The following is a 20,791-nucleotide window of genomic DNA, read 5'->3' as shown; positions in this document are numbered from 1 at the left end:
GCAACTTTCTTCAGGGTTGGTAGAATTGGATTCACTGTATACAGTGAATCCTGTGATGTAAAGCACGTAGGATTGAACGAGTTTTGATACGAAAAAGGGGATGAGGCGAATGGCCACGCAAGCTGCCAAGGGGATGAGGCCGCTGAGCGAGCACGTCTACGACAGGATCAGCAATGAGATCGTCAACGGAGTGGTCGAGCCTGGCGCTCCCCTGGTCCAGGAACAGCTGGCCGAAGAATACGGCGTGTCCCGGACGCCGGTCCGCGACGCCCTGAACCGCTTGGTCCACGAAGGACTCGCCACTTTGGTCCCGGGCTCGGGGTATTTCGCGACGACGCTGACCCGATCAGCCGTCGAGGAAGTCTACGAAGTACGCAAGGCCCTCGAGATCATGGCCATCAGGCAGTGTGGGGCAAAATACACCAACCTTCAGCTTGCGAGGCTGGAGCTGCTTATCGCCGAGGGTGCGGCAAGCGCCGACCCGGAGGAACTGTTCACCGCCACGCGGGCGTTCCATTTGGGCTTGGCGGCGCCTGCGCCCAACGGATTCTTGCTGAAAACCCTCGAATCCGTCTGGGACAACCCTGTTCAACGGCTCATCAGCCGCTCGTACCCCTTGGACGACGCCAAGCTTGAGCGCGTGGCGGACGCCCACCGGAAGATCCTGGCCGCAGCGCGCGCCAACGACCTCGAAACACTGATCCCCCTGCTGGATCTGTGCCACGAGAAGGACTGACCGGCCAAAGGGCACGAAAAAGGCCCGTAGCGCACGCCAATCATGGCGCGCCCTACGGGCTCTATCGTTTTGGGAGGCATCCGGGGATGCCAAACGACCTCGTGTACGACGGCGGTACGCAACTCGATGCCGAAAGGCACCTGATTGTTGCTACAGCTATCCGATACGGCGGGTGTCTACCTCGTCGTCATCGTCTTCCAAGTCCTGTGCGTACTTGTCCTCGTAAGCCGAGTAGTCCGGCTCCGGCGGATCATCCGCGAATCGGCTCGTCGCACGACTTGATGGCCCAGTCAGCTCGCGCTGAAGGGCCGAATAGTCAGTGTTCGGGGAGTAGTACTTGATGTCCCGAGCCTGCTTGGTAGCTTTTGCCTTTTGACGGCCGCGCCCCATGGCGTGACCCCCTTTTGTACTTGGACCGGAGGTGGTCACCTTGGCGATCGGTGAGGCCCCGGAATGTTTGGTCAATTTGTCGTATGTCTAGATTACATGCTTTCCGGAGCAACTGCTTGCCACTTGCTTCGCGAAAGCGCCGTCACAGTTCCACCTGGCAGTATCTCCATTCATTGGCATGAAAAACTTGGGTAGAGTCGCCCTAATATGGGGCGGCAGGCATGAAAGGCGCGAACTCAGACATGGGCCAGGACAACATGATCCAGGGCAACAACGGTACGGGCGACAATGAGTCGCCGGTAGACCCTGGTTCCGGGACCTGGTATTCCGGGACTTCGGGCACGTACCCCGATGCAGGCATGCCTGGCGAAACCGGGCCCGAGGGCCCTGCTCCCTCCGAGAAAGGCTCGTCCCTGCGGACTGCCCTGGACGCCATAACGCGGTATCGGCTCATCATTGGCGGCATCGTGCTGGCCGTGCTGATCCTGATCGGCGTAGTGATCTGGGTCCTCGTCGGGGCCTTGGCCAACCGCCCGGCGGCCGCACCCGTCCCCGCGCCGGCCACGTCCACCAGCCGCGGTCCCCTCCCGGCGGATGTGGAGGCAAAGGATTACCAACTGGGAGATTGCTTCGCCGATTTCGACTCCAACGCCATCAAGTCCAAGGTGGTGGACTGCACTACCGACCATTCGGCCCAGCTGGGCGCCATCTTCCGGTACAAGGCTGACGACACCTTCCCCGGCGCCACTGCCTTGCGTGACAAAGGCCGCGAAATCTGCCGTGACCTGGTGCTCAACGAGGCATCCACGAAGTACGCGCTCCTGCAGCAGAACGTGTACCCGAGTGCCACGAGCTGGGACAACGGCGACCGCCGCGTGGACTGCTTCATCGTGGTGAACTCGGGAAACACGCTCAAGGAATCCGTGCTGCAGAAGTAGCTATTCCTTCCGCCTCACCGTCAGGCCGCTACCCGCCAGAGCACCGCCGTCGGGACCCGTCAAAGCCTCGAGACCCTCGATGGTGAGTTCGTCGACGTCGGCCGCGGTGTCCACCAGTACCGTGTCGCCGTCCGCGATCTGTCCGGCAAGGATTTCCTTGGCCAGGCGGTCACCGATCTCGCGTTGAACCAGCCTTCGCAACGGACGGGCGCCGTAGGCGGGATCGTAACCGGACATCGCGAGCCAGGCACGGGCGCCGTCGCTGACCTCAAGGGTGAGCCGGCGGTCGTGCAGCCGCTTGGTCAGCTCGTCCACGTGCAATTCGACGATCCTGGCGAGCTCGTCGACGCTGAGCGGATCGAACAGCACAATCTCGTCGAGCCGGTTGAGGAATTCCGGCTTGAAGGAGGCGTTGACCACGGCCATGACCGCATTCCGCTTCGCCGTGGAGTCCAGCGTTGGATCTACAAGGAACTGGCTACCCGAGTTGGAGGTCAACACCAGGATGGTGTTCCGGAAGTCCACGGTGCGGCCCTGCCCGTCGGTGAGGCGGCCGTCGTCGAGCACTTGAAGGAGGATGTCGAACACTTCCGGGTGGGCCTTCTCCACCTCGTCGAGCAAGATCACGGAGTACGGGCGACGGCGGACCGCTTCGGTGAGCTGGCCGCCTTCCTCGTAGCCCACGTATCCGGGAGGGGCACCGACCAGCCGGGCCACGGAGTGCTTCTCGCCGTATTCGGACATGTCGATCCGCACCATGGCGCGTTCGTCGTCGAACAGGAAGTCGGCGAGTGCCTTGGCGAGCTCGGTCTTACCGACGCCGGTGGGGCCCAGGAACAGGAACGAACCCGTGGGGCGGTTGGGGTCGCTGATGCCCGCGCGGGCGCGGCGGACGGCGTCGGAGACGGCGGCCACGGCCTTGGACTGGCCGATCAGCCGCTTTCCGATCTCCTCTTCCATGTGCAGCAGCTTCTGGGATTCCCCCTGGAGCATGCGGCCGGCGGGGATGCCCGTCCAGGCCGAAATAACCTCCGCGATATCGTCCGCCGTGACTTCGTCCGCGACCATCAGGGCGGGCTTCGCTTCACCGCGCGCTTCCCGGGCGGATTCTTCCTCGGCTGCTGCGCTGAGCTCGCGCTCCAACGCGGGCAGTTCGCCGTAGAGAATGCGCGAGGCAGCTTCAAGGTCGCCCTCGCGCTGGTACTTTTCGGCGGCGGACCGCAATTCGTCGATCTTTGCCTTGAGGTCGCCCACGCGGTTGAGCCCGGCCTTCTCGGCTTCCCAGCGGGCGTTCAGCGCACCCAAGGCTTCCTTCTTGTCCGCTTTGTCCGCGCGGAGCGCGGCGAGGCGTTCGATGGAGGCCGCATCCGTCTCGCGCTCAAGTGCCAATTCCTCCATGGTGAGACGGTCCACGGCACGGCGGAGCTGGTCGATTTCCTCGGGAGCCGAGTCGATTTCCATGCGTAGCCGGGACGCCGCCTCATCCACGAGGTCGATGGCCTTGTCCGGCAATTGACGGCCCGAGATGTAGCGGTTGGAGAGCGTGGCGGCGGCTACCAGGGCGGAGTCCGCGATGGCTACCTTGTGGTGGGCCTCGTAGCGTTCCTTGAGGCCGCGGAGGATGCCGATGGTGTCCTCCACGCTTGGTTCGCCTACGTAGACCTGCTGGAAGCGGCGTTCCAAGGCAGGGTCCTTCTCAACGTTCTCGCGGTACTCGTCCAGGGTGGTGGCGCCGATGAGCCGCAGCTCGCCGCGGGCCAGCATGGGCTTGAGCATGTTCCCTGCGTCCATGGCGCTTTCACCGGTGGCACCGGCGCCCACCACAGTGTGGATTTCGTCGATGAACGTAACGATCTGCCCGTTGGAGTTCTTGATCTCCTCCAGCACGGCCTTCAGCCGTTCCTCGAATTCGCCGCGGTACTTCGCGCCGGCCACCATGGATGCGAGGTCCAGCACGATGAGGGTCTTGCCCCGCAGGCTTTCCGGGACGTCACCTGCCACCATGCGCTGGGCAAGGCCTTCGACGACGGCGGTCTTGCCGACGCCGGGTTCGCCGATCAGCACGGGGTTGTTCTTGGTGCGGCGGCTCAGGACCTGGACCACTCGGCGAATTTCGCTGTCCCGCCCGATCACGGGATCCAGCTTGCCGGAGCGCGCGACGGCGGTGAGGTCCGTGCCGTATTTCTCAAGCGCCTGGAAGGTGTTTTCCGGGTCTTGCGAGGTGACTTTCCGGTCACCGCGGACACCCGGCAAGGCGGCGAGGAGCGCTTCGTGGGAGGCGCCGGCGTCGCGCAATAGCTTCCCCACGGCGTCGCTACCGGCAGAGAGCCCCAAGAGGAGGTGCTCAGTGGACACGAAGGAATCGCCGAGTTTCTCGGCCTCGTTCTGGGCGGCCTGGATGGCCTGCATCGAAGGGCGGGAAAGCTGCGCTTGCTGCACTGAACTGCCCGACGACGACGGCAGGGCCTTGATGGCCGAACTCGCCTGGACGCTCACGGCATCCGGGTCCGCTCCAGTGGCGCGCAAGAGCGCCACCGCGACGCCCTCGCGTTGATCCATGAGGGCTTTGAGCAAGTGGGCTGGCTCCACCTGCGGATTTCCGGCGGTGGAGGCGTTCATGGCCGCCGCGGAAAGAGCCTCCTGGCTCTTGGTGGTGAATTTGACGTCCATGGAAGAGCTCCTCTCGGGAAAGATGACTAATTCTCAAAGTTGAGTCTACTATGCTCAACTTTGGCGAAGCGTCCCTCCTGCTCCATGTTTGCCGACGGCGAAACTGCTGTCCATAGCCTTCCCCGCTTACGGTGAAAAGTCCCTCGCTGTTTGCGTTCCCTGGCCCTAGGATCAGGTGTGACCGGGTGGAACACCCCCCCCGGGCGCGCATGAGAAAAAGGACACGCAATGAAGAAGTTCGTAGTTCTCTACAATGCACCACAATCGGCGGAATCGATGATGGCTGGCAGCTCCCCTGAGGCAGCAGCCGAAGGCATGAAGCTGTGGATGGACTGGGCCGCGAAGGCTGGCGCTGGGCTTGCCGATCTTGGCACACCCCTCGGTGGCGGCAAAGTGGTTGGGAACTCTGGAGTATCCGATGCAGAGACCGGCGTGGGCGGTTACAGCGTCCTCCAAGCCGAAGACATGGACGGAGCGCTGAAGCTCCTCGAAGGCCACCCGCATTTCCTCATGGCCCCCGAAGCCTCGATCACCGTCTACGAAGCGCTCGACGTCCCGGGCATGTAAGGGAGCACCCGCCGTCGAAATCGTGGATCCGGGCCGCGCGCTGCGTGCCGGAACGCAGCACTCGGCCCGCGCCCACGATCCCGGCAAAGCGCCGTACGATATGCACATGGCACCCTTCACAGTCACTCGCAATGCGCTGATCCCCGCCGCACCCGCCGACGTCTTCCCCTTCGTCAACAACTTCCACGAGTGGACCAAGTGGTCTCCGTGGGAAGCCGTGGACCCCAAGCTGAACCGGAGCTATTCCGGCAACGAATCCGGCGTCGGAGCAAAGTATGCCTGGAGCGGCAACAACAAGGCCGGCACCGGAACCATGGAAATCGTCGGCTCGGAGGAGCCCGGCAGGATCGACATCCGCCTCGAGTTCACCAAGCCGATGAAGGCAGTCAATCCTACGGGTTTCACGTTCGTACCCGAAGGGGACGGCACCCGCGTCACCTGGACCATGACCGGCGAGAACAAAGGCCTCGGCAAAATCTTCGCTTTGTTCATGAACATGGACAAGATGGTGGGCGGCGACTTCGAAAAGGGTTTGACCGCTCTCTCTGCGGTAGCCACCCGGAAAAACTCCTAGTTCTCTGGCGCGGGCCATGGCCGTCTACGTTGATCCGCCGCTGTGGCCCGCGCACGGGACCGTGTTTTCCCACCTCGTCTCGGACACCTCGCTCGAGGAGTTGCATGCCTTCGCCGAAGCCACGGGGATTCCCGGGCGCGCCTTCGACGGCGACCACTACGACGTCCCGGAACGCCGCTACCAGGACCTCCTGTCCGCAGGCGCCATCCCCGTGGAGGCGCGCATTCTTGTGCGGAAACTGATCGCGAGCGGCTTGCGGATCCCCGCCCGCCAACGCAGCAAGGCGCTCACCGTACCCTTGCTGGAGCGCTGGAATTCGGCTCTTCCAGGACATGAGGAGCTGGGTTTTGAGCTCCTCGAACGCTGGGGCGAGGACCATCGGAAATACCACAGCCGCACGCATTTGCTGGCGGTCCTGGAAGCCTTGGATCTCCTCACCGAACCCTCTCTGCCTGCGCGCTCAGTGACGTTGGCCGCATGGTTCCATGACGCCGTCTACGAGGGAATCGCAGGGCAGGACGAAGAGCAATCGGCCCGGCTGGCCGAGGACCGCCTGGCTCTTGCGGGACTCCCGGAACCGACGATCCACGAAGTTGCCCGGCTGGTCAGGCTGACCTCCACCCACAGCCCCGAACCGGGAGACCGACTCGGCGCCCTCTTGTGCGACGCCGATCTCTCCATCCTCGGCGCGGAACCAACGGCTTACGCCCGCTACCTTGCTGCTGTCCGCGAGGACTACGCCCACGTCAGCGATGCCGACTTCGCTGCCGGCCGGGCCGCCGTCGTCCGCCATCTGCTCGCCTTGGATCCACTCTTCCACAGCGAACGCGCGCGGAGCCTGTGGCTGGATGCCGCCCGCCGCAACCTGGACGCCGAACTGTCATGAGCGCGCCAGGGACGGTGCACCGGCAGCTTCCGTTCACCGTGAGGTTTGAATGGGGGCTCGACGGCGCCCGTGCGGTTGCGTCCGGAACGGACCTCGCCGTCGTGGTTGACGTCCTCACCTTCACCACATGCGTCAGCGTCGCCGTCGACCGCGGTGCCATCGTGTTCCCCTACGCGTGGAAGGACGCCGGGGCCGAGGATTTCGCCGCCCACCACGATGCCCAGCTGGCTGGTCCGCGGGGTGGAGGCGGACTGAGCCTCTCGCCGTCGAGCCTGCGGGACGCGCGGTCGTTGAGCCGCGTCGTGCTGCCATCGCCCAACGGCTCTTCGATCGCATATGAGCTCGCCCAGGAAGTCCCGCTCATCGCGGCCGTGTCACTGCGGAACGCAGCCGCCACCGCCGAGTGGGTGGCCGCCGAACTCCCTCCGGATTTAGTGGTGGCGGTGATCGCGGCCGGTGAACTGTGGCCAGGCGGCTCCCTCCGGCCCGCCCTGGAGGATCAGATCGGGGCCGGCGCCTTCATTGCCGGACTCGCTGCCGCCGGGCGGGGCGGCTTCACGCCGGAAGACGGCAGGGAAGGTTTCTCGCCGGAGGCTGATGCGGCGATGGCTGTTTTCAACGCCGTCGAGCCGCGGCTCCATCACGCGTTGCGGGATTGCTCCAGCGGCCGGGAGTTGATCGGCGCAGGGCACGCGGACGACGTCGAGATTGCCGCCGAACTTGACGCCGGGACCGCCGTGGCCCTCTTGAGGGACGGCGCGTTCCAGCAGCCCTGAGTGCACTTCGGTGCGGTTTCCGAAGGGGCTTGCGCTTCCACTACTTAGCGGTACTATGTACCAGTAGCTAGTAACACTGAGTAGTGGAAGGAGGTGTCCGATGGGCAGGCAAATGACGGAGATGCTCAAAGGGACCCTCGAGGGCATCGTTCTCGCCCTCCTGACCGGGAATCCCGCGTACGGGTACGAAATCACGACGCTGCTCCGAGGCCAGGGCTTCACCGAGATCGCCGAGGGCACCGTGTATGCGCTGCTCGTCAGGATCGAGCAAAAAGGCCTTGTCGACGTCGAGAAACGGCCGTCCGAGAAGGGCCCGCCGCGCAAGGTCTATTCGCTCAACGAGCAGGGCGAAAAGGAACTGGACGAATTCTGGAACACATGGAGTTTCCTGTCCGAGCGACTGGAACAGCTCCGAAAGGGAGGAAAGTGAACATGGCCGCAGGGTGGATCGAGCAGCTTACGGGATCGCTCGAACAGAAGAAGCAATACCGGCAAAACAAGGCACGCGTGGAGCAGCTTCCCGCGGAATATCGCGCGGCGGCGACCGCGCTGGAACGGTACCTGATGTACTTCGGTGCCATCACCAAGGGCGATGTGCTGCTGCGGATGCTCGGGGACCTCACCGATCTCTTCGAACAGAGCGCCGCAGACGGGACGCCGATCCGCGACATCGTTGGTGACGACCCCGTGGAGTTCGCCGAAACGTTCATGCGCAACTACACGGTCGGTCAGTGGATCAACAAGGAGCGCGAACGCCTGGTCAAGGCGATCGACGCCGCTGCCGGAGACGATGGGAAGGAGCGGGAATCATGAGCAATGCATCCACCACCCGCGAACCCGCGATCCGCGTGCAGGGCATGGAAAAGTCCTACAAAGAGCTGCACGTGCTGCGCGGCGTGGACTTCGACGTGGCACCGGGCACCATCTTCGCCCTTCTCGGCTCCAACGGAGCAGGAAAGACCACGATGGTGAAAATCCTGTCCACGCTGCTGAGTCCGGACGCCGGCACGGCTACCGTCAACGGATTCGACGTCGTGGCCCACCCGCTGCGGGTCCGGGAATCCATCAGCCTCACCGGACAATTCGCAGCGGTCGATGAAATCCTCTCGGGCAGGGAAAACCTGGTGCTGGTTGCCAAGTTGCGGCACCTGAAGGACCCCGGGCAAGCGGCGGACGATCTCCTGGCGCGCTTCAACTTGTCCGAGGCAGCGTCCCGAAAGGTGTCCGCGTATTCCGGAGGCATGCGCCGTCGCCTTGACATCGCCATGAGCCTGATCGGGCAGCCCGAGGTGATCTTCCTCGATGAGCCGACCACCGGGCTCGACCCCGAAGCACGCATCGAGGTGTGGCAGGTAATCCAGGAGCTCGCGAAACGGGGCACCACCGTCCTGCTCACCACGCAATATCTCGACGAGGCAGAACAACTCGCGGACAGCATCGCCATCCTCCATCAAGGGCGCATCATCGCGAACGGGACTCTCGCCGAGCTCAAGCAACTACTCCCACCGGCGAAGGTCGAGTACGTCGAAAAACAGCCCAGCCTGGAGGACATCTTCCTCGCACTGGTGGGGAACGAGGGCAAGGTCGCGTCAAGTAAGGAGCAGTCATGAGCACACATTTCTTCGGAGACACGGCGGTCTTGCTGGGCCGCTCCATGCGTCACATCTTCCGCAGCGCGGACACCATCATCACCACCGCGATCACGCCGATCGCCCTCATGCTGCTTTTCGTCTACGTGTTCGGCGGCGCCATCAGGACAGGCACGGAGAACTACGTCAATTACCTGCTGCCGGGAATCATGCTGATCGCGATCGCCTCGGGCATCGCGTACACCGCTGTTCGCTTGTTCACCGACATGAAGAGCGGCATTTTCGAGCGGTTCCACTCCATGCCGATCGCACGATCATCGGTCCTGTGGGCACATGTGCTGACCTCCATGGTGGCGAACGGGCTCTCGCTCGTGATCATCATGCTGGTGGCCCTCCTGATGGGATTCCGCACCTCCGCAAGCCTGCTGGCATGGCTCGCGATCGTTGGAATCCTGGCGCTGTTCACCCTGGCACTCACCTGGCTCGCGATCATTGCAGGCCTGACAGCGAAGTCAGTGGACGGTGCCGGCGGGTTCTCCTACCCGCTCATCTTCCTGCCGTTCATCAGTTCGGCCTTCGTCCCGACGGCCACCATGCCGGGTCCCGTGCGCGCCTTCGCCGAGAACCAACCGGTCACTTCGATCGTCAACACGATCCAGGATCTGTTTGAACAACGGCCGATCGGAAACGACATATGGGTCGCCCTCGCATGGTGCCTCGGCATCCTGATTATCGCGTACTTCTTCGCCACGGCCGCCTACCGGCGCAGGATCAGCTAAGGGTCGTTCTAGCCGAAGGCGTCGTCTCGTATCATGGAGGTGTGACCTCCTACCTCCAGCGCCGTGGTGCCGCACTCCCCCAAGCCCGTCCCGACGTCGAGCACGTCCTGGCGGTGCGCGGCACGGGAGGCTACCGGCAGTACCGCATACCGGCGCTGGCCGTCTCGACGGCGGGGACAGTGCTCGCCGCCTATGACGGCCGGCCGAACTTGGACGACCTGCCCAATCCGATCGATCTCCTGCTGCGGCGCAGCACGGACAATGGCCGCAGCTGGGAGGAACAGCGCGTGGTCCGCAGCGGCTCGGGGCTCAATGGCTACGGCGATCCGAGCCTCTTGGTGGACGCAGTGACCGGGCGGATCTTCATGTTCCATGCCGCGGGGACGCATGCCGGTTTCTTCGAAGCGGTAGGCGGCCTGGAACCCGATGACGACGTGCAGCACTGCGATGTCAGCTTTTCCGACGACGACGGCGTCACCTGGCAGCATCGGCGGCTCACCGGACAGCTCAAGCGGGGCGGTGTTCCGGGCGCTCGTGCCGGCGACCGCGGCATCACGGGGATTTTCGCAGCAGCCGGTCAGGGAATCCAGATGCACGCCGGTCCGTTCGCCGGGCGACTGGTCCAGCAGTTCGTGGTGCTCGTCGACGGCGAAATCATGGCGGCTTCCGCATACAGCGACGACCACGGCGAGAACTGGACGCTCGGATCGCTCATCGGAAAGGGTCCGGATGGGGTCGGCCCCAACGAAAACAAAGTGGCATGCCTCGACGACGGCCGCCTCCTCCTGCACTCGCGCGCCACGCCCCGGCGGCTGGCGGCAATCTCCCATGACGGAGGCGAGACGTGGAGCCGGTTGGAACCGGTCGGGGACCTCCCCGACCCGAGCGACAACGGCTCGCTTGTCCGCTTCGACGGCCTGCCGAATGTGGCATCCCTGGCCACCCCGGCCACGAGCAGCTGGCTGCTCGCGAGCAACAACCAGGACACTTCCCTGCGCCGCAATACGGTCCTCAGCCTGTCCACGGACAACGGGGCCAGCTGGCCCGCCAAGCTGGTCCTCTGCGAGGGAAGCTCGGCCTACTCGACTGCGGCGCGGCTTCCGGACGGCAACATCGGCGTCTTGTACGAGCGGCAGGGATACCGCGAGATCGTCTTCGTTTCCGTGCCGGTGGAGCAGCTGACGGAGCAGCTTTCGGGCCCGGCGGGTGCGGCGGGTGCGGCGGGTGCGCCGGGTGCGCCTGGTGCGGCGGGTGCGCCGGGAACCCAGCCCGACCACCTCGAGTTTCACATGGAACTGCGCTCCATCACTCCCGGCCGGCCCCCTGTGTGGCAGAACGCCGGTGAATTCCATGTCCTCCCCTGTGACAACGATCGTGACTGGGACGTTCAGACGTGGAAGGAAATCGGCCAAGGATACTCAGCGGAGCAGGCGCAGATCCTCGGAACCCGCGAAGCCCAGGACCTCAACTACGGGCCCATCATTCCGGGCTACAAAGCCGGGGACATCCTCGCGTTCACCGGACGCGCCCGCAACCTCGGCACCCAGGCCGCATCCGGCGTCGTACTCCTGGGACCGCACGCGAACCCGGCGGACTTCCCGCCCGCTGATCTGGCATCCGGCGCTGAAGCACTGTATTTCACGCCGGTTTACACGGTCACTGAGGAGGATCTGGCGCGGGACTCGCTTGAGCTGACTTTTGCGGTGGCGCACGACGGCGGCGCCCGGGTGGTGAAGCGCAGCTTCAGTTTCGATCTGCGCACCGGAGCCGTGACGGCTGGCTAGTCCCGTGCGGTAGCGGTTCCGACTAGAAAATCTGGCGGATATTGGTCTTCGCGAGGTCGATGAGCTGGTCGCCGCGGCCGGAGAGTACCGTCCGGATCGCGTAGAGCGTGAAGCCCTTGACCTGCTCGGCACTGATCGCCGGCGGAATGGACAGTTCCTGCCGGGCCGTGCGGACGTCGATGAGGGCCGGACCGTCGTGCGCGAAGGCTTCAGCCAGCCCCGCCTTCAACCCGGAGGAGTTGTCCACCCGGATTCCGCGGATGCCCAGCGATTCTGCCAGTTTGGCGAAGTCCGGATTCTCGAGCTCAGTGCCGAAATTGACGAATCCGGCGGCCTTCATTTCGAGCTCCACGAAGTTCAGCGAGGAGTTGTTGAAAACCACCACTTTGACCGGGAGCTTGTTCTGCACCAAGGTGATCAGCTCGCCGAGAAGCATGGTCAGGCCGCCGTCCCCCGCGAGGGCCACCACCTGGCGCCCGGGATACGCGGCCGCCGCACCGATTCCGTGCGACAGTGCATTGGCCATGGTTCCGTGGTTGAACGAGCCGAGCAGCCGGCGTCGGCCATTCATGCTCAAGTACCGGGCCGCCCACACGGTGGGGGATCCGACGTCGCACGTGAAAACCGTATCCGGGCCGGCCAACTCATCCACGAGCCTGCCCACGAACTGCGGGTGGATCGGCTGGCCGTCCTTCGCCGGCGAAGCCAGGTCATCGAGTTTGGCGCGCGACTTGGCGTAATGCTTGAGCGAGGTACTCAGGTGTGTGCGCTTTACCTTGCGCTCGATCAAGGGCAGAAGCGAGGCTGCAGTGTCCCTGACCGTGCCCACCAGGCCAAGATCGATCCGGGACCGCCGGCCGAGTTGCTCGCCCCTGATATCCACCTGGATGATCTTTGCGTTCTCCGGGTAGAACTGTTGGTACGGAAAATCGGTGCCCAGCATGAGCAAGGCTTCGCAGCTCTCCATCGCGCGATAGCCGGAACTGAAGCCCAAAAGGCCGGTCATGCCGACGTCGAACGGGTTGTCGTATTCGATGTGCTCCTTGCCGCGCATGGCGTGGACGATTGGCGCGCCCAGTGCGTCCGCCAGGGCCATGACCTCGGCGTGCGCACCCGCGCTGCCGGCACCGGCCAGGATGGTGACTTTGCCGGCCGCGTTGAGGATGTTCGCTGCCTCGGCGAGCTCCCGGGGGTTGGGCCGGATCTGCGGCCGGGCGGCCCGGATCACGGAGGTCCGGTCACTCTGCGCCTCCGCGAGGGCCACGTCACCGGGAATCACGACGACGGCGACGCCCCGCTTCTCGACGGCCGTCCGCATGGCGATTTCCAAGACCCTGGGCATCTGGGAAGGATGCGCGACGTGCTCGACATAAACGCTGCACTCCCGGAACAACTCCTGGGGATGCGTCTCCTGGAAGTACTGGCTGCCGATCTCTTCGCTGGGAATGTGGGCGGCGATGGCCAGCACCGGAACCCTGGACTTGTTGGCATCGTAGAGGCCGTTGATCAGGTGAAGGTTGCCCGGGCCGCAGGATCCGGCGCACACCGCGAGTTCATCCGTGAGGCCCGCCTCGGCGGCGGCCGCTAGCGCCGCGGCTTCCTCGTGCCGGACGTGCACCCAACGGATGCTCTCCTCTTCCCGCAGCGCGTCCGTGAAACCGTTCAGCGAATCCCCGGGGATCCCGTAGACGCGTTGGACATTGTTGGCTTTGAGGGTGGAGACGATGTTCTTGGCAACAGTGTTCCTGGCGGCGGACATGGACTGTTCCTTTCGAGGGGAGGCAGTGCAGACACCGCCTACGCTACTCCGGAACACTCCATGGCGCCCCGCTGCCCGACGCCGGGGTTCGGGTGGCCGGCGTCGCCGTGCTAGCGGTAGGTGCTGACGAACGGTCGGTTGCTCGGCACGATCTGCTTGCCCAGCGGCATGAGCGATACCGGAATGAGCTTCAGGTTGGCTATGGCCAGCGGGATCCCAACGATGGTGATGGCCATGGCGAAGGCCGTGACCACGTGCCCGATCGCGATCCAAATGCCCGCGACCAGCAACCAGATGACATTGCCTAGGAGCGTAAAGACGCCCCCGCTCCCGGGCTTGTCCACCACCATGCGGCCAAACGGCCACAGCGTGTACGAGGCAATCCGGAACGACGCGATGCCCCACGGGATGGTGACGATCAACAAGCAGCAGACGATTCCGGCCATGAAATATCCCAAGGCCAGGACGAAGCCGCCGAAGACGAGCCAGATGATGTTGAGCAGCGTTTTCATATCTCCCATTGTCCCTTGCTGGATGCGGCCTGGGCCTAAGGGTTCGCCCTGAAATCCCCCTGATTTTATGGTTTCCCGGTGTCCAGGACCGCTGACAAATCGAACTTCACGGGTTCCTCAAGCTGCTCATAGGTGCACGACTCCGGATGCCTGTCCGGCCGCCACCGCACGAACTGCGTTGTGTGCCTGAACCGCTCCCCTTCCATATGGTCGTAAGCCACTTCCACCACGAGATCTGGCCGCAGGGGCGTGAACGACAGGTCCTTCCCTGCGCTCCAGCGGCTCCCTTCGGCGTTGCGGGGTGTCCGGCTGCCTTCCTCCTGCTCGGCCCATGCCCAGGGATGCCCCTCGAACCCGGTCACGAGGGGTTGGAGTTCGTCGAACAGTTCCTTGCGCCGCTGCATCGAGAAGGATCCCACCACGCCCACGTTGGAAAGCCGGCCGCCGTCGTCATAAAGCCCCAACAATAGCGAACCAATAAGATCGTCACCCGTCTTATGAACCCGGTAGCCGGCCACGACGCAGTCGGCGGTCCGCTGGTGTTTGACCTTGAACATCACGCGCTTGTCCGGTTGGTAGGTACCATCCAGCGGCTTGGCGAGCAGGCCGTCCAGGCCTGCGCCCTCGAACTGGTTGAACCACTGCTCCGCAGTTCCCTTGTCCCGGGTTGCCGCAGTGAGGTGGATGGGAGCGGCGGCGTCTGCGAGCGCTTGTTCAAGCGCTGCCCGCCGTTCGGCGAAGGGCCGTCCCGTGAAGTCCTCATCGCCAAGGGCGAGCAGGTCGAAGGCCACGAATTTCGCCGGCGTCTGCTCGGACAACAGCTTGACCCTGCTGGCTGCCGGATGGATGCGTTGCTGGAGGGCTTCAAAGTCCAAGCGGTCACCGGACCTGCCGACCAGGATGATCTCGCCGTCGAGGACGCAGCGTTCCGGCAGGTTTGCCTTCAACGCCTCGATGAGCTCCGGGAAGTACCGGTTCATCGGCTTCTCGTTGCGACTACCGATTTCGACGTCGTCACCGTCACGAAAAACGATGGAGCGGAAACCATCCCATTTGGGTTCGTAGCTCATGGCGCCATCCGGGACGGCACCAACCGCCTTGGCAAGCATGGGTGCGACAGGAGGCATGACTGGCAGCTGCATGAAGCCATTCTTGCCGCGGCAACGGGACTGCGCTAGCTGTTTATTCGCTTAAGTGGATAAAACCGCTACTTGCAGTTGGCGCTCAGCCAAGTGGTAACGGGAGCCATCGCCTTTTCGAACTTGCCGCTTGAGTAGACGGTCTGGTCTTTCAACCCGGCAATCGCAGTGTCCTTGAGGTTGGTGAAATCAGCCTTGAGCGCGTCCGGGACACGATCCGCCGTTGCGGCGAGCTCGGCCTTGTATTGCTCCAGCTCGGCGGTCTTGCCTTGCGCCGCCGACATTGGCAACAACGACGCTCCCGTAGCTTCTTTGGAGATGGTGGAGCACATTTCGGCCGCCGACGCGAAGCCCCCGAATGGCCCCGATGATGGAGTCGGGCTTGCACTTGCGGATGCCGGGTCGCCCGTGGAAGAGGACGACGGCGTGCCCGCCGCTGCGGATCCCCCTCCTGGTGTGGAGCATCCGGACAGCGCCAGTGCGGCGAAGAGGGCGACTGTCAGGTATCGGATAGGGCCGTTAAGAGGTTTGGAAGAAGTTTTCAAAGGTCGCATTCTGCTTGATCGTCGGTCTCCGGAACCGTTCGGTCTCCAGAGCAATGGCATTCTGTCCCCGCCGTGGAGTGTAGCCCGGATGGGCACCGACCTTCCAAGTTGACTTCGGCCCCTTTTTGGACCGCTTCCCTATTCCCGCACCAGCAACGTGTCCAGTTTGGTGAACGAGGTGCCCCATCCCTCGCGGGTCATGTCCACCCATTCGTCGGAGTCAAAGGGGCCCTGGGTGAGATGAAGCCGGGTGCGGCCGCCATCCAGTACCTCGAACTCAAGGCGCATTTCCAGCAAGAGTGTGATTCCGGCGTCGGGCTCTGCTTTCTGGGTGGCGACCAGCAGGGCGGGCGGGTCGTATGCGGTGATGACCGCGTCGATGGGTGATTCCTTGGCGACCCCGTTCTCGTCCCAGGTCATGACGAGCTGCCAGGCTCCGCCCACACGAGGGTCGACGACGATCCGCTCGCGCGGCGAATCCACTCCGACAGGCCCGAACCATGCGGCGAGCTGCTCGGGGTCCACAAAGGCGTCGAAGACGAGCTCGCGTGGCGCATCGAAATCGCGGGTCATGGTAAGGATGTGCTGTTCGGTGTTCATGGTTTGACTCCTGGATCCTCTGAATCGTGCTGAATCTTGCGTAGGTGGGCGTCGAGGCGGGTGAAACTGGCGTCCCAGAAGCGCCTGTATTTGTCCATCCACTCGGTGGCTTCGCGCAGTGGTTCCACTTCAAGCTTGGAAGACCTCCACTGCGCACTCCGGCTCCGGCTGATCAGCCCTGCTTTTTCCAGGACTTTGAGATGCCGGGAGACGGCGGGAAGGCTGATGTCGAACGGTTCGGCAAGCTCGTTCACGGTGGCGTCACCCTCCGAAAGCCGGGCCAAAATGGCCCTTCGTGTGGGGTCGGCAAGTGCCGAGAAGATGAGACTGAGCCGGTCTGTGGACATTTCTTGCGCCTTTATATTTAACACCTCGGTTAATTAGCCGATGTGTTAAATATGCGACGACGGACGGCGGCTGTCAAGGGCTTCTTGCGGCGCTCGCTCACTTTTGGGGGCAAAACCGCAGACGCCCGCTCACATCATCTGAGCGAGCGTTTGGGAGAAAGGGCGTTAAAGGTGAGCGAGCGTTGGGGGGACGTCAGGCTTTGGCGGCTTGGACGAAGGCGCGCACGAGGTCGAGGTCCTTGACTCCGCGGGAGGACTCCACGCCGCTGGACACGTCGACGCCCCAAGCCTCGGCTTCGAGCGCCGCGGCTCCGACGTTGGACGGGGTCAATCCTCCGGCCAACAACCAGTGGCGCGCACCAAGGCCCAGGTTCCGGACCGAGGCATAGTCCCATGCCTCGCCCGATCCCGGCACGGCGGCGTCGATCAGGAGAAGTTCCTCGCCCCACTCTTCGAACTCGTCCGGGGCGGCACCCATGGTGACGGCCCGGATAAGCCGCATGCCGGCGTCGTGCACGGTCTTAACGTCTTCCGGCGAGCGGCTGCCGTGGAGCTGGACCCACTCGAGGCCGGCCTCGCGCGCGGTTGCGACGGCATCGGCGGCTGTCTCGTGGCGGAAGACCCCGACGGCGGCGACACCTTCCGGTACATGGGCCAGTAGATCCCGGGCACGGCCGGGCGATACCTCGCGCGGGCTCTTCGTCAGCACGAAACCTACGGCGTCCGCGCCCGACTCGACAGCGGCCTGCACGGATTCGGGCGTGCTCAAACCACACACTTTGACGAACATGCCGCGCCTCCAACCGTTTCCCTCCCTATGACGTTAGCAAGCGCCTCGGGGATTGTTGAACCGCGCCAAGATTGCACCGATGTTACGCCAGCGTTCAGCCGGCCAACCGCGGGCCCGGGCTAGGCTGGAGCGCATGGAGATCATCCGCTTTGCCGAGCTCAAACCCGAACCGTGGCGCAACGGAGGCGGGGTGACCCGCGAACTCGCCAGCCATCCGAAAGCGGCATCGGCGCAGGACGGAGCATGGGACTGGCGGGTCAGCATCGCCGACGTCGGATCGGCCGGCGATTTCTCGACGTTCCCCGGCATGGAGCGCGTCATCACCGTGATCGACGGCGAATTGCTGCTGCTCACGGTGGACGGCGAAGAGCACCCCTTGGAAAAGTACCGGCCTTTCCGGTTTTCCGGCGAGGCGGCTTCGGCCAGCGCACTCCCGACCGGCGACATCCGGGACCTCAATGTGATCGCCAGGGCCGGCGAATTCAAGGGCTACACGTCCATCATCGAGCTCTCCAAGAAGCGCGCACACCCGGTGTTCCAAGGTCAGTTGGCAGTCCTCTTGGAGGGCAAGGCTTCTGTTAGTCCCGGCGCGGAGCCCGCGGAATCGGCTGTGTCCGGGGACGGCCCGGATGGTGTGGCTGCCGCCGCGCCTGCAGAGCCCCAGTCCGTGGAACTGGCGCGCTACGACGCGGTAGTAGGTTCCGATACCCGCAGCCCGGAAATCCTGGGCCGTGGCTTCCTCGCCGTCATCTCCATCGACCGCGTGGAGCATGCGCACTCCTAGTCCCAGCGGCGACATGTCCCTTGGTGCGGCTCGCCACCAAAGCTGGCCACCCGGCGTCGGGATTTGCTAGCCTCGAAGGAAGGCCCGCAGAGGGACCTCCGGACGACGGTTCAGTACCCGGCACGCGACAAGACTGGCCAAAGGATCTGTCATGTCGTGGTTAATCCTCATTCTGTCCGGCGCTCTAGAGGCCGTCTGGGCCGCAGCTCTCCACCGCTCCAAGGGCTTCCGCAAGCCGCTGCCCTCAGCCGTCTTCCTCGTCACCGTGGTTGCGAGTACCGCGGGCCTGGCCTTCGCGATGCAATCCATCCCCACCGGAACCGCGTATGCGGTGTGGGTGGGAGTCGGCGTCGTCCTCACGGCGGCATACGCGATGATCACCAAAGTTGAGCGCCCGACGGCGGCCCGGCTGCTCCTGCTCGCCGGAATCGGTGTGTGCGTGGTCGGCTTGAAAGTGGTGGCGTAGCCATGACCGCCAAGTTCGCATGGGCCATTCTGCTGGCCTCCGCCGTGCTCGAAGCTGTATGGGCGACGGCTCTCGGGCTGTCCGACGGCTTCAGCGAAGCCCTCCCCACCGTGGTCTTCGCCGTCACGGCAAGCCTCAGCATGATCGGACTCGGCATCGCGGTGAAGCGGATTCCCTTGGGCACGGCGTACGCCGTCTGGGTCGGGATCGGGGCAGCACTGACCGTTGGCTGGGCGATGGCCACCGGCGTCGAACCGGCCAGCCCGCTCAAGCTGCTGTTCATTGCGGGAATCGTGGGTTGCGCGGCCGGGTTGAAGGCCCTTCCCACGGAGAAGCGTGAAGAAGTGAGCGAGCCCGCCCAACGATAAGCGCGGAATACTCCCCCGCGCCACGGGGTTGCCAGCAGTGAGACGAACACTCGGCGAAGGAGAAGCACCATGAGCCCGGAAACCACGAACGTACAACTCGGTGACGGCCTGACCGTGAGCCCCCTCGGTTTCGGCGGGATGGCATTGACCCCCGTGTACGGCGAGGTGGATCCCGCCGAATCCCTCAAGACGCTGCATCACGCCGTGGATGCAGGCATCAGCTTCATTGACACCGCCGACATTTACGGCGCGGGCGACAACGAAGAACTGATCGCGAAGCTGCTGAGGGACCGACGCGACGAGGTTCAGTTGGCCACCAAGTTCGGCATCGTGGGCAACCCGCGCGAGGGCTACACCGATGTCCGGGGAGATACCGCGTACGTGGCCCAGGCGGCGGAAGCGAGCCTCCGCCGCCTGGGCACCGACGTCATCGACCTCTACTACATGCACCGCCGCGACCTCCGCGTTCCGATTGTGGAAACCGTGGAGGCCATGGCAGAGCTCGTCCGGGCCGGCAAAGTCCGGCACCTTGGCCTGTCGGAAGTGACAGCCGAGGAGCTGAGGGAAGCCAACGCCGTGCACCCGATCGCAGCCGTGCAGAGCGAGTGGTCCATCTGGAGCCGGGACGTTGAGCGCAACGTCGTCCCGACCGCGGCAGAGCTGGGTGTGGGCTTCGTACCCTATTCGCCGCTTGGCCGGGGATTCCTCACCGGCACCGTCAGCGCCGAGCAACTCGGCGAGAACGATTTCCGGCACCGCATCCCCCGTTTTGCCGACGGAGCACTCGACGCCAACCAGGCAGTTGTTGCCGCAGTGCGGGCCGTGGCCGCCGAGCTGTCCGAGAGCACCGGCCGGGAGGCAACTCCCGCCCAGGTGGCTCTGGCCTGGCTTTACGCCCAGGGCCGCCGCCTCCAGCTCAGCGTGGTCCCCATCCCCGGAACGCGCAAAGCGCACCGGATCGATGAGAACCTGGGTGCCTTGTCGCTCGAGTTGAGTGCCGCCCAACTGGACGTGCTCGACGGCGCCGCGGATGCCGTCGTCGGCTCACGGTCCGCGGATCCCACCTGGGTTTCGCAGGGCCGCGAGTAGTCGGTGAGCCGCAGGGGGCTTCCGTAGAGTGGACGAATGGACTCACTCATTCATTCACTGCGTGACATCACCATCCGGCGAATCTCGGTCAGCGAGATGAACAACAACGTGTACCTGCTCACCGCCAAGGCAAGCGGCGCGCAACTCCTGATCGACGCCGCGGACGACCTTCCGGCGATCCAAGCAATGCTTGCGGAGTCGGTCGCCGACGCCGCATCGCCGCCGAAACTTGCCCTCATCGCCACCACCCACCAGCATTGGGACCACGTCCGCGCGCTGCCCGGGTTAGTGGAAGCTACGGGCGCGAAGACCTCGGCCGGAGTGGACGACGCCGACGCGCTCCCAGTGCCCGTGGACGTGCAGTTGCACCATGGGGACGTGGGAAACTTCGACGGTTTCGACATCACCGCTGTGCACCTGCGCGGCCACACCCCGGGTTCGATCGCCTACGTGTACCTGGACCCCGAAGGGGCAGCGCACATTTTCAGCGGCGACTCGTTGTTCCCCGGAGGAGTTGGCAACACGCAGAACGATGCCGCCCGCTTCACGTCGCTGTTGAACGATGTGAGCGAACGGCTGTTCGAGGCCTACCCGGACGACACCGTGGTGCATCCGGGCCATGGAGATCCGACCACGCTCGGTGCAGAGCGGCCACACCTTGCGGAATGGCGCGAACGCGGGTGGTAGTCCCTACGGGGACGGG

The 20,791-nt window shown here is 64.3% G+C and carries 25 protein-coding genes and 1 riboswitch; of the genes, 16 read left to right on the top strand and 9 right to left on the bottom strand.

What is annotated here, in order from left to right; translation table 11 throughout:
• Positions 1–109 precede the first annotated feature (109 nt).
• Positions 110–736 carry a GntR family transcriptional regulator gene (locus AC1DJB_RS17675; protein ID WP_059389925.1) on the top strand — a complete coding sequence of 209 codons (627 nt, stop codon included), beginning with the start codon at positions 110–112 and terminating at the stop codon, positions 734–736.
• A gap of 156 nt (positions 737–892) precedes the next feature.
• On the opposite strand, the gene AC1DJB_RS17670 is transcribed toward AC1DJB_RS17675, so the two are convergent.
• Positions 893–1,126, bottom strand: a complete 234-nt coding sequence (locus tag AC1DJB_RS17670; protein ID WP_028265518.1) for a DUF3073 domain-containing protein — start codon at positions 1,124–1,126, stop codon at positions 893–895.
• 221 nt (positions 1,127–1,347) lie between these two features.
• On the opposite strand from AC1DJB_RS17670, the gene AC1DJB_RS17665 reads away from it, so the two are divergent.
• Positions 1,348–2,064, top strand: a complete 717-nt coding sequence (locus tag AC1DJB_RS17665; protein ID WP_307055462.1) for a septum formation family protein — start codon at positions 1,348–1,350, stop codon at positions 2,062–2,064.
• On the opposite strand, the gene clpB is transcribed toward AC1DJB_RS17665, so the two are convergent.
• On the bottom strand, positions 2,065–4,734 hold the full coding sequence (clpB, locus tag AC1DJB_RS17660; RefSeq protein ID WP_476910606.1) for an ATP-dependent chaperone ClpB: 2,670 nt from the start codon (positions 4,732–4,734) through the stop codon (positions 2,065–2,067).
• Between the two features lie 228 nt (positions 4,735–4,962).
• Here clpB and AC1DJB_RS17655 point away from each other — a divergent pair, with 228 nt between their 5' ends.
• The 9 genes from AC1DJB_RS17655 to AC1DJB_RS17615 all read left to right on the top strand — a co-directional run bounded on the left by AC1DJB_RS17655 (position 4,963) and on the right by AC1DJB_RS17615 (position 11,689).
• On the top strand, positions 4,963–5,301 hold the full coding sequence (locus tag AC1DJB_RS17655; RefSeq protein ID WP_441433522.1) for a YciI family protein: 339 nt from the start codon (positions 4,963–4,965) through the stop codon (positions 5,299–5,301).
• A gap of 106 nt (positions 5,302–5,407) precedes the next feature.
• On the top strand, positions 5,408–5,875 hold the full coding sequence (locus AC1DJB_RS17650; protein WP_441433521.1) for an SRPBCC family protein: 468 nt from the start codon (positions 5,408–5,410) through the stop codon (positions 5,873–5,875).
• Positions 5,876–5,891: 16 nt separating this feature from the next.
• Positions 5,892–6,761 (top strand): DUF4031 domain-containing protein, encoded by an 870-nt coding sequence (locus tag AC1DJB_RS17645; RefSeq protein ID WP_441433520.1) that lies wholly within the window; start codon positions 5,892–5,894, stop codon positions 6,759–6,761.
• A complete protein-coding gene (locus AC1DJB_RS17640) occupies positions 6,758–7,537 on the top strand; it encodes a 2-phosphosulfolactate phosphatase (protein ID WP_441438015.1) in 780 nt (259 codons plus the stop codon). Before AC1DJB_RS17645 ends, AC1DJB_RS17640 begins: the two co-directional genes overlap by 4 nt.
• Positions 7,538–7,637: 100 nt before the next feature.
• Complete coding sequence (locus tag AC1DJB_RS17635) at positions 7,638–7,967, top strand: PadR family transcriptional regulator (RefSeq protein WP_059389920.1); 330 nt, start codon at positions 7,638–7,640, stop codon at positions 7,965–7,967.
• Positions 7,968–7,969: 2 nt separating this feature from the next.
• The gene (locus AC1DJB_RS17630; RefSeq protein ID WP_284991900.1) at positions 7,970–8,350 is read left to right on the top strand and encodes a DUF1048 domain-containing protein; all 381 of its coding nucleotides are present in this window, start codon (positions 7,970–7,972) and stop codon (positions 8,348–8,350) included.
• A complete protein-coding gene (locus AC1DJB_RS17625; RefSeq protein ID WP_441433518.1) occupies positions 8,347–9,147 on the top strand; it encodes an ABC transporter ATP-binding protein in 801 nt (266 codons plus the stop codon). The genes AC1DJB_RS17630 and AC1DJB_RS17625 overlap by 4 nt, the downstream gene beginning before the upstream one ends.
• Entirely contained in the window at positions 9,144–9,905 is a 762-nt protein-coding gene (locus tag AC1DJB_RS17620; RefSeq protein WP_284991899.1) for an ABC transporter permease, read from the top strand. Before AC1DJB_RS17625 ends, AC1DJB_RS17620 begins: the two co-directional genes overlap by 4 nt.
• A gap of 41 nt (positions 9,906–9,946) precedes the next feature.
• Positions 9,947–11,689, top strand: a complete 1,743-nt coding sequence (locus AC1DJB_RS17615) for a sialidase family protein (protein ID WP_441433517.1) — start codon at positions 9,947–9,949, stop codon at positions 11,687–11,689.
• A gap of 22 nt (positions 11,690–11,711) precedes the next feature.
• Here the strand turns inward: AC1DJB_RS17615 and poxB are convergent, their stop codons facing one another.
• The 7 genes from poxB to AC1DJB_RS17580 form a co-directional block, all read right to left on the bottom strand.
• Positions 11,712–13,448, bottom strand: a complete 1,737-nt coding sequence (gene poxB, locus AC1DJB_RS17610; RefSeq protein WP_332602932.1) for a ubiquinone-dependent pyruvate dehydrogenase — start codon at positions 13,446–13,448, stop codon at positions 11,712–11,714.
• Positions 13,449–13,558: 110 nt separating this feature from the next.
• Positions 13,559–13,960: a YccF domain-containing protein gene (locus tag AC1DJB_RS17605; protein ID WP_059389916.1), complete on the bottom strand. Its 402-nt coding sequence runs from the start codon at positions 13,958–13,960 to the stop codon at positions 13,559–13,561.
• Positions 13,961–14,025: 65 nt separating this feature from the next.
• Positions 14,026–15,102: an ATP-dependent DNA ligase gene (locus AC1DJB_RS17600; protein WP_441433516.1), complete on the bottom strand. Its 1,077-nt coding sequence runs from the start codon at positions 15,100–15,102 to the stop codon at positions 14,026–14,028.
• Positions 15,103–15,167: 65 nt separating this feature from the next.
• Entirely contained in the window at positions 15,168–15,644 is a 477-nt protein-coding gene (locus AC1DJB_RS17595; RefSeq protein ID WP_306962060.1) for a hypothetical protein, read from the bottom strand.
• Positions 15,645–15,782: 138 nt separating this feature from the next.
• On the bottom strand, positions 15,783–16,244 hold the full coding sequence (locus AC1DJB_RS17590) for an SRPBCC family protein (protein WP_059389913.1): 462 nt from the start codon (positions 16,242–16,244) through the stop codon (positions 15,783–15,785).
• Positions 16,241–16,591 (bottom strand): ArsR/SmtB family transcription factor, encoded by a 351-nt coding sequence (locus AC1DJB_RS17585; protein ID WP_059389912.1) that lies wholly within the window; start codon positions 16,589–16,591, stop codon positions 16,241–16,243. The genes AC1DJB_RS17590 and AC1DJB_RS17585 overlap by 4 nt, the downstream gene beginning before the upstream one ends.
• A gap of 193 nt (positions 16,592–16,784) precedes the next feature.
• A complete protein-coding gene (locus AC1DJB_RS17580) occupies positions 16,785–17,381 on the bottom strand; it encodes a phosphoribosylanthranilate isomerase (protein ID WP_476910605.1) in 597 nt (198 codons plus the stop codon).
• Positions 17,382–17,514: 133 nt separating this feature from the next.
• On the opposite strand from AC1DJB_RS17580, the gene AC1DJB_RS17575 reads away from it, so the two are divergent.
• The 5 genes from AC1DJB_RS17575 to AC1DJB_RS17555 all read left to right on the top strand — a co-directional run bounded on the left by AC1DJB_RS17575 (position 17,515) and on the right by AC1DJB_RS17555 (position 20,775).
• Positions 17,515–18,165 (top strand): HutD/Ves family protein, encoded by a 651-nt coding sequence (locus AC1DJB_RS17575; protein ID WP_059389911.1) that lies wholly within the window; start codon positions 17,515–17,517, stop codon positions 18,163–18,165.
• Between the two features lie 76 nt (positions 18,166–18,241).
• Positions 18,242–18,307, top strand: a riboswitch (guanidine-III (ykkC-III) riboswitch).
• Positions 18,308–18,316: 9 nt separating this feature from the next.
• Positions 18,317–18,631 (top strand): DMT family transporter, encoded by a 315-nt coding sequence (locus AC1DJB_RS17570; protein ID WP_059389910.1) that lies wholly within the window; start codon positions 18,317–18,319, stop codon positions 18,629–18,631.
• A 2-nt stretch (positions 18,632–18,633) separates the two neighbouring features.
• The gene (locus AC1DJB_RS17565; RefSeq protein ID WP_059389909.1) at positions 18,634–18,999 is read left to right on the top strand and encodes a DMT family transporter; all 366 of its coding nucleotides are present in this window, start codon (positions 18,634–18,636) and stop codon (positions 18,997–18,999) included.
• Between the two features lie 69 nt (positions 19,000–19,068).
• Entirely contained in the window at positions 19,069–20,088 is a 1,020-nt protein-coding gene (locus AC1DJB_RS17560; RefSeq protein WP_476910604.1) for an aldo/keto reductase, read from the top strand.
• Positions 20,089–20,124: 36 nt separating this feature from the next.
• Positions 20,125–20,775, top strand: coding sequence for an MBL fold metallo-hydrolase (locus tag AC1DJB_RS17555; protein WP_476910603.1), 651 nt, complete (start codon positions 20,125–20,127; stop codon positions 20,773–20,775).
• Positions 20,776–20,791: the final 16 nt, after the last annotated feature.

The organism is Arthrobacter sp. 01T428 (genome assembly GCF_056398685.1).
This window is presented reverse-complemented; position numbering and strand designations above follow the sequence as displayed.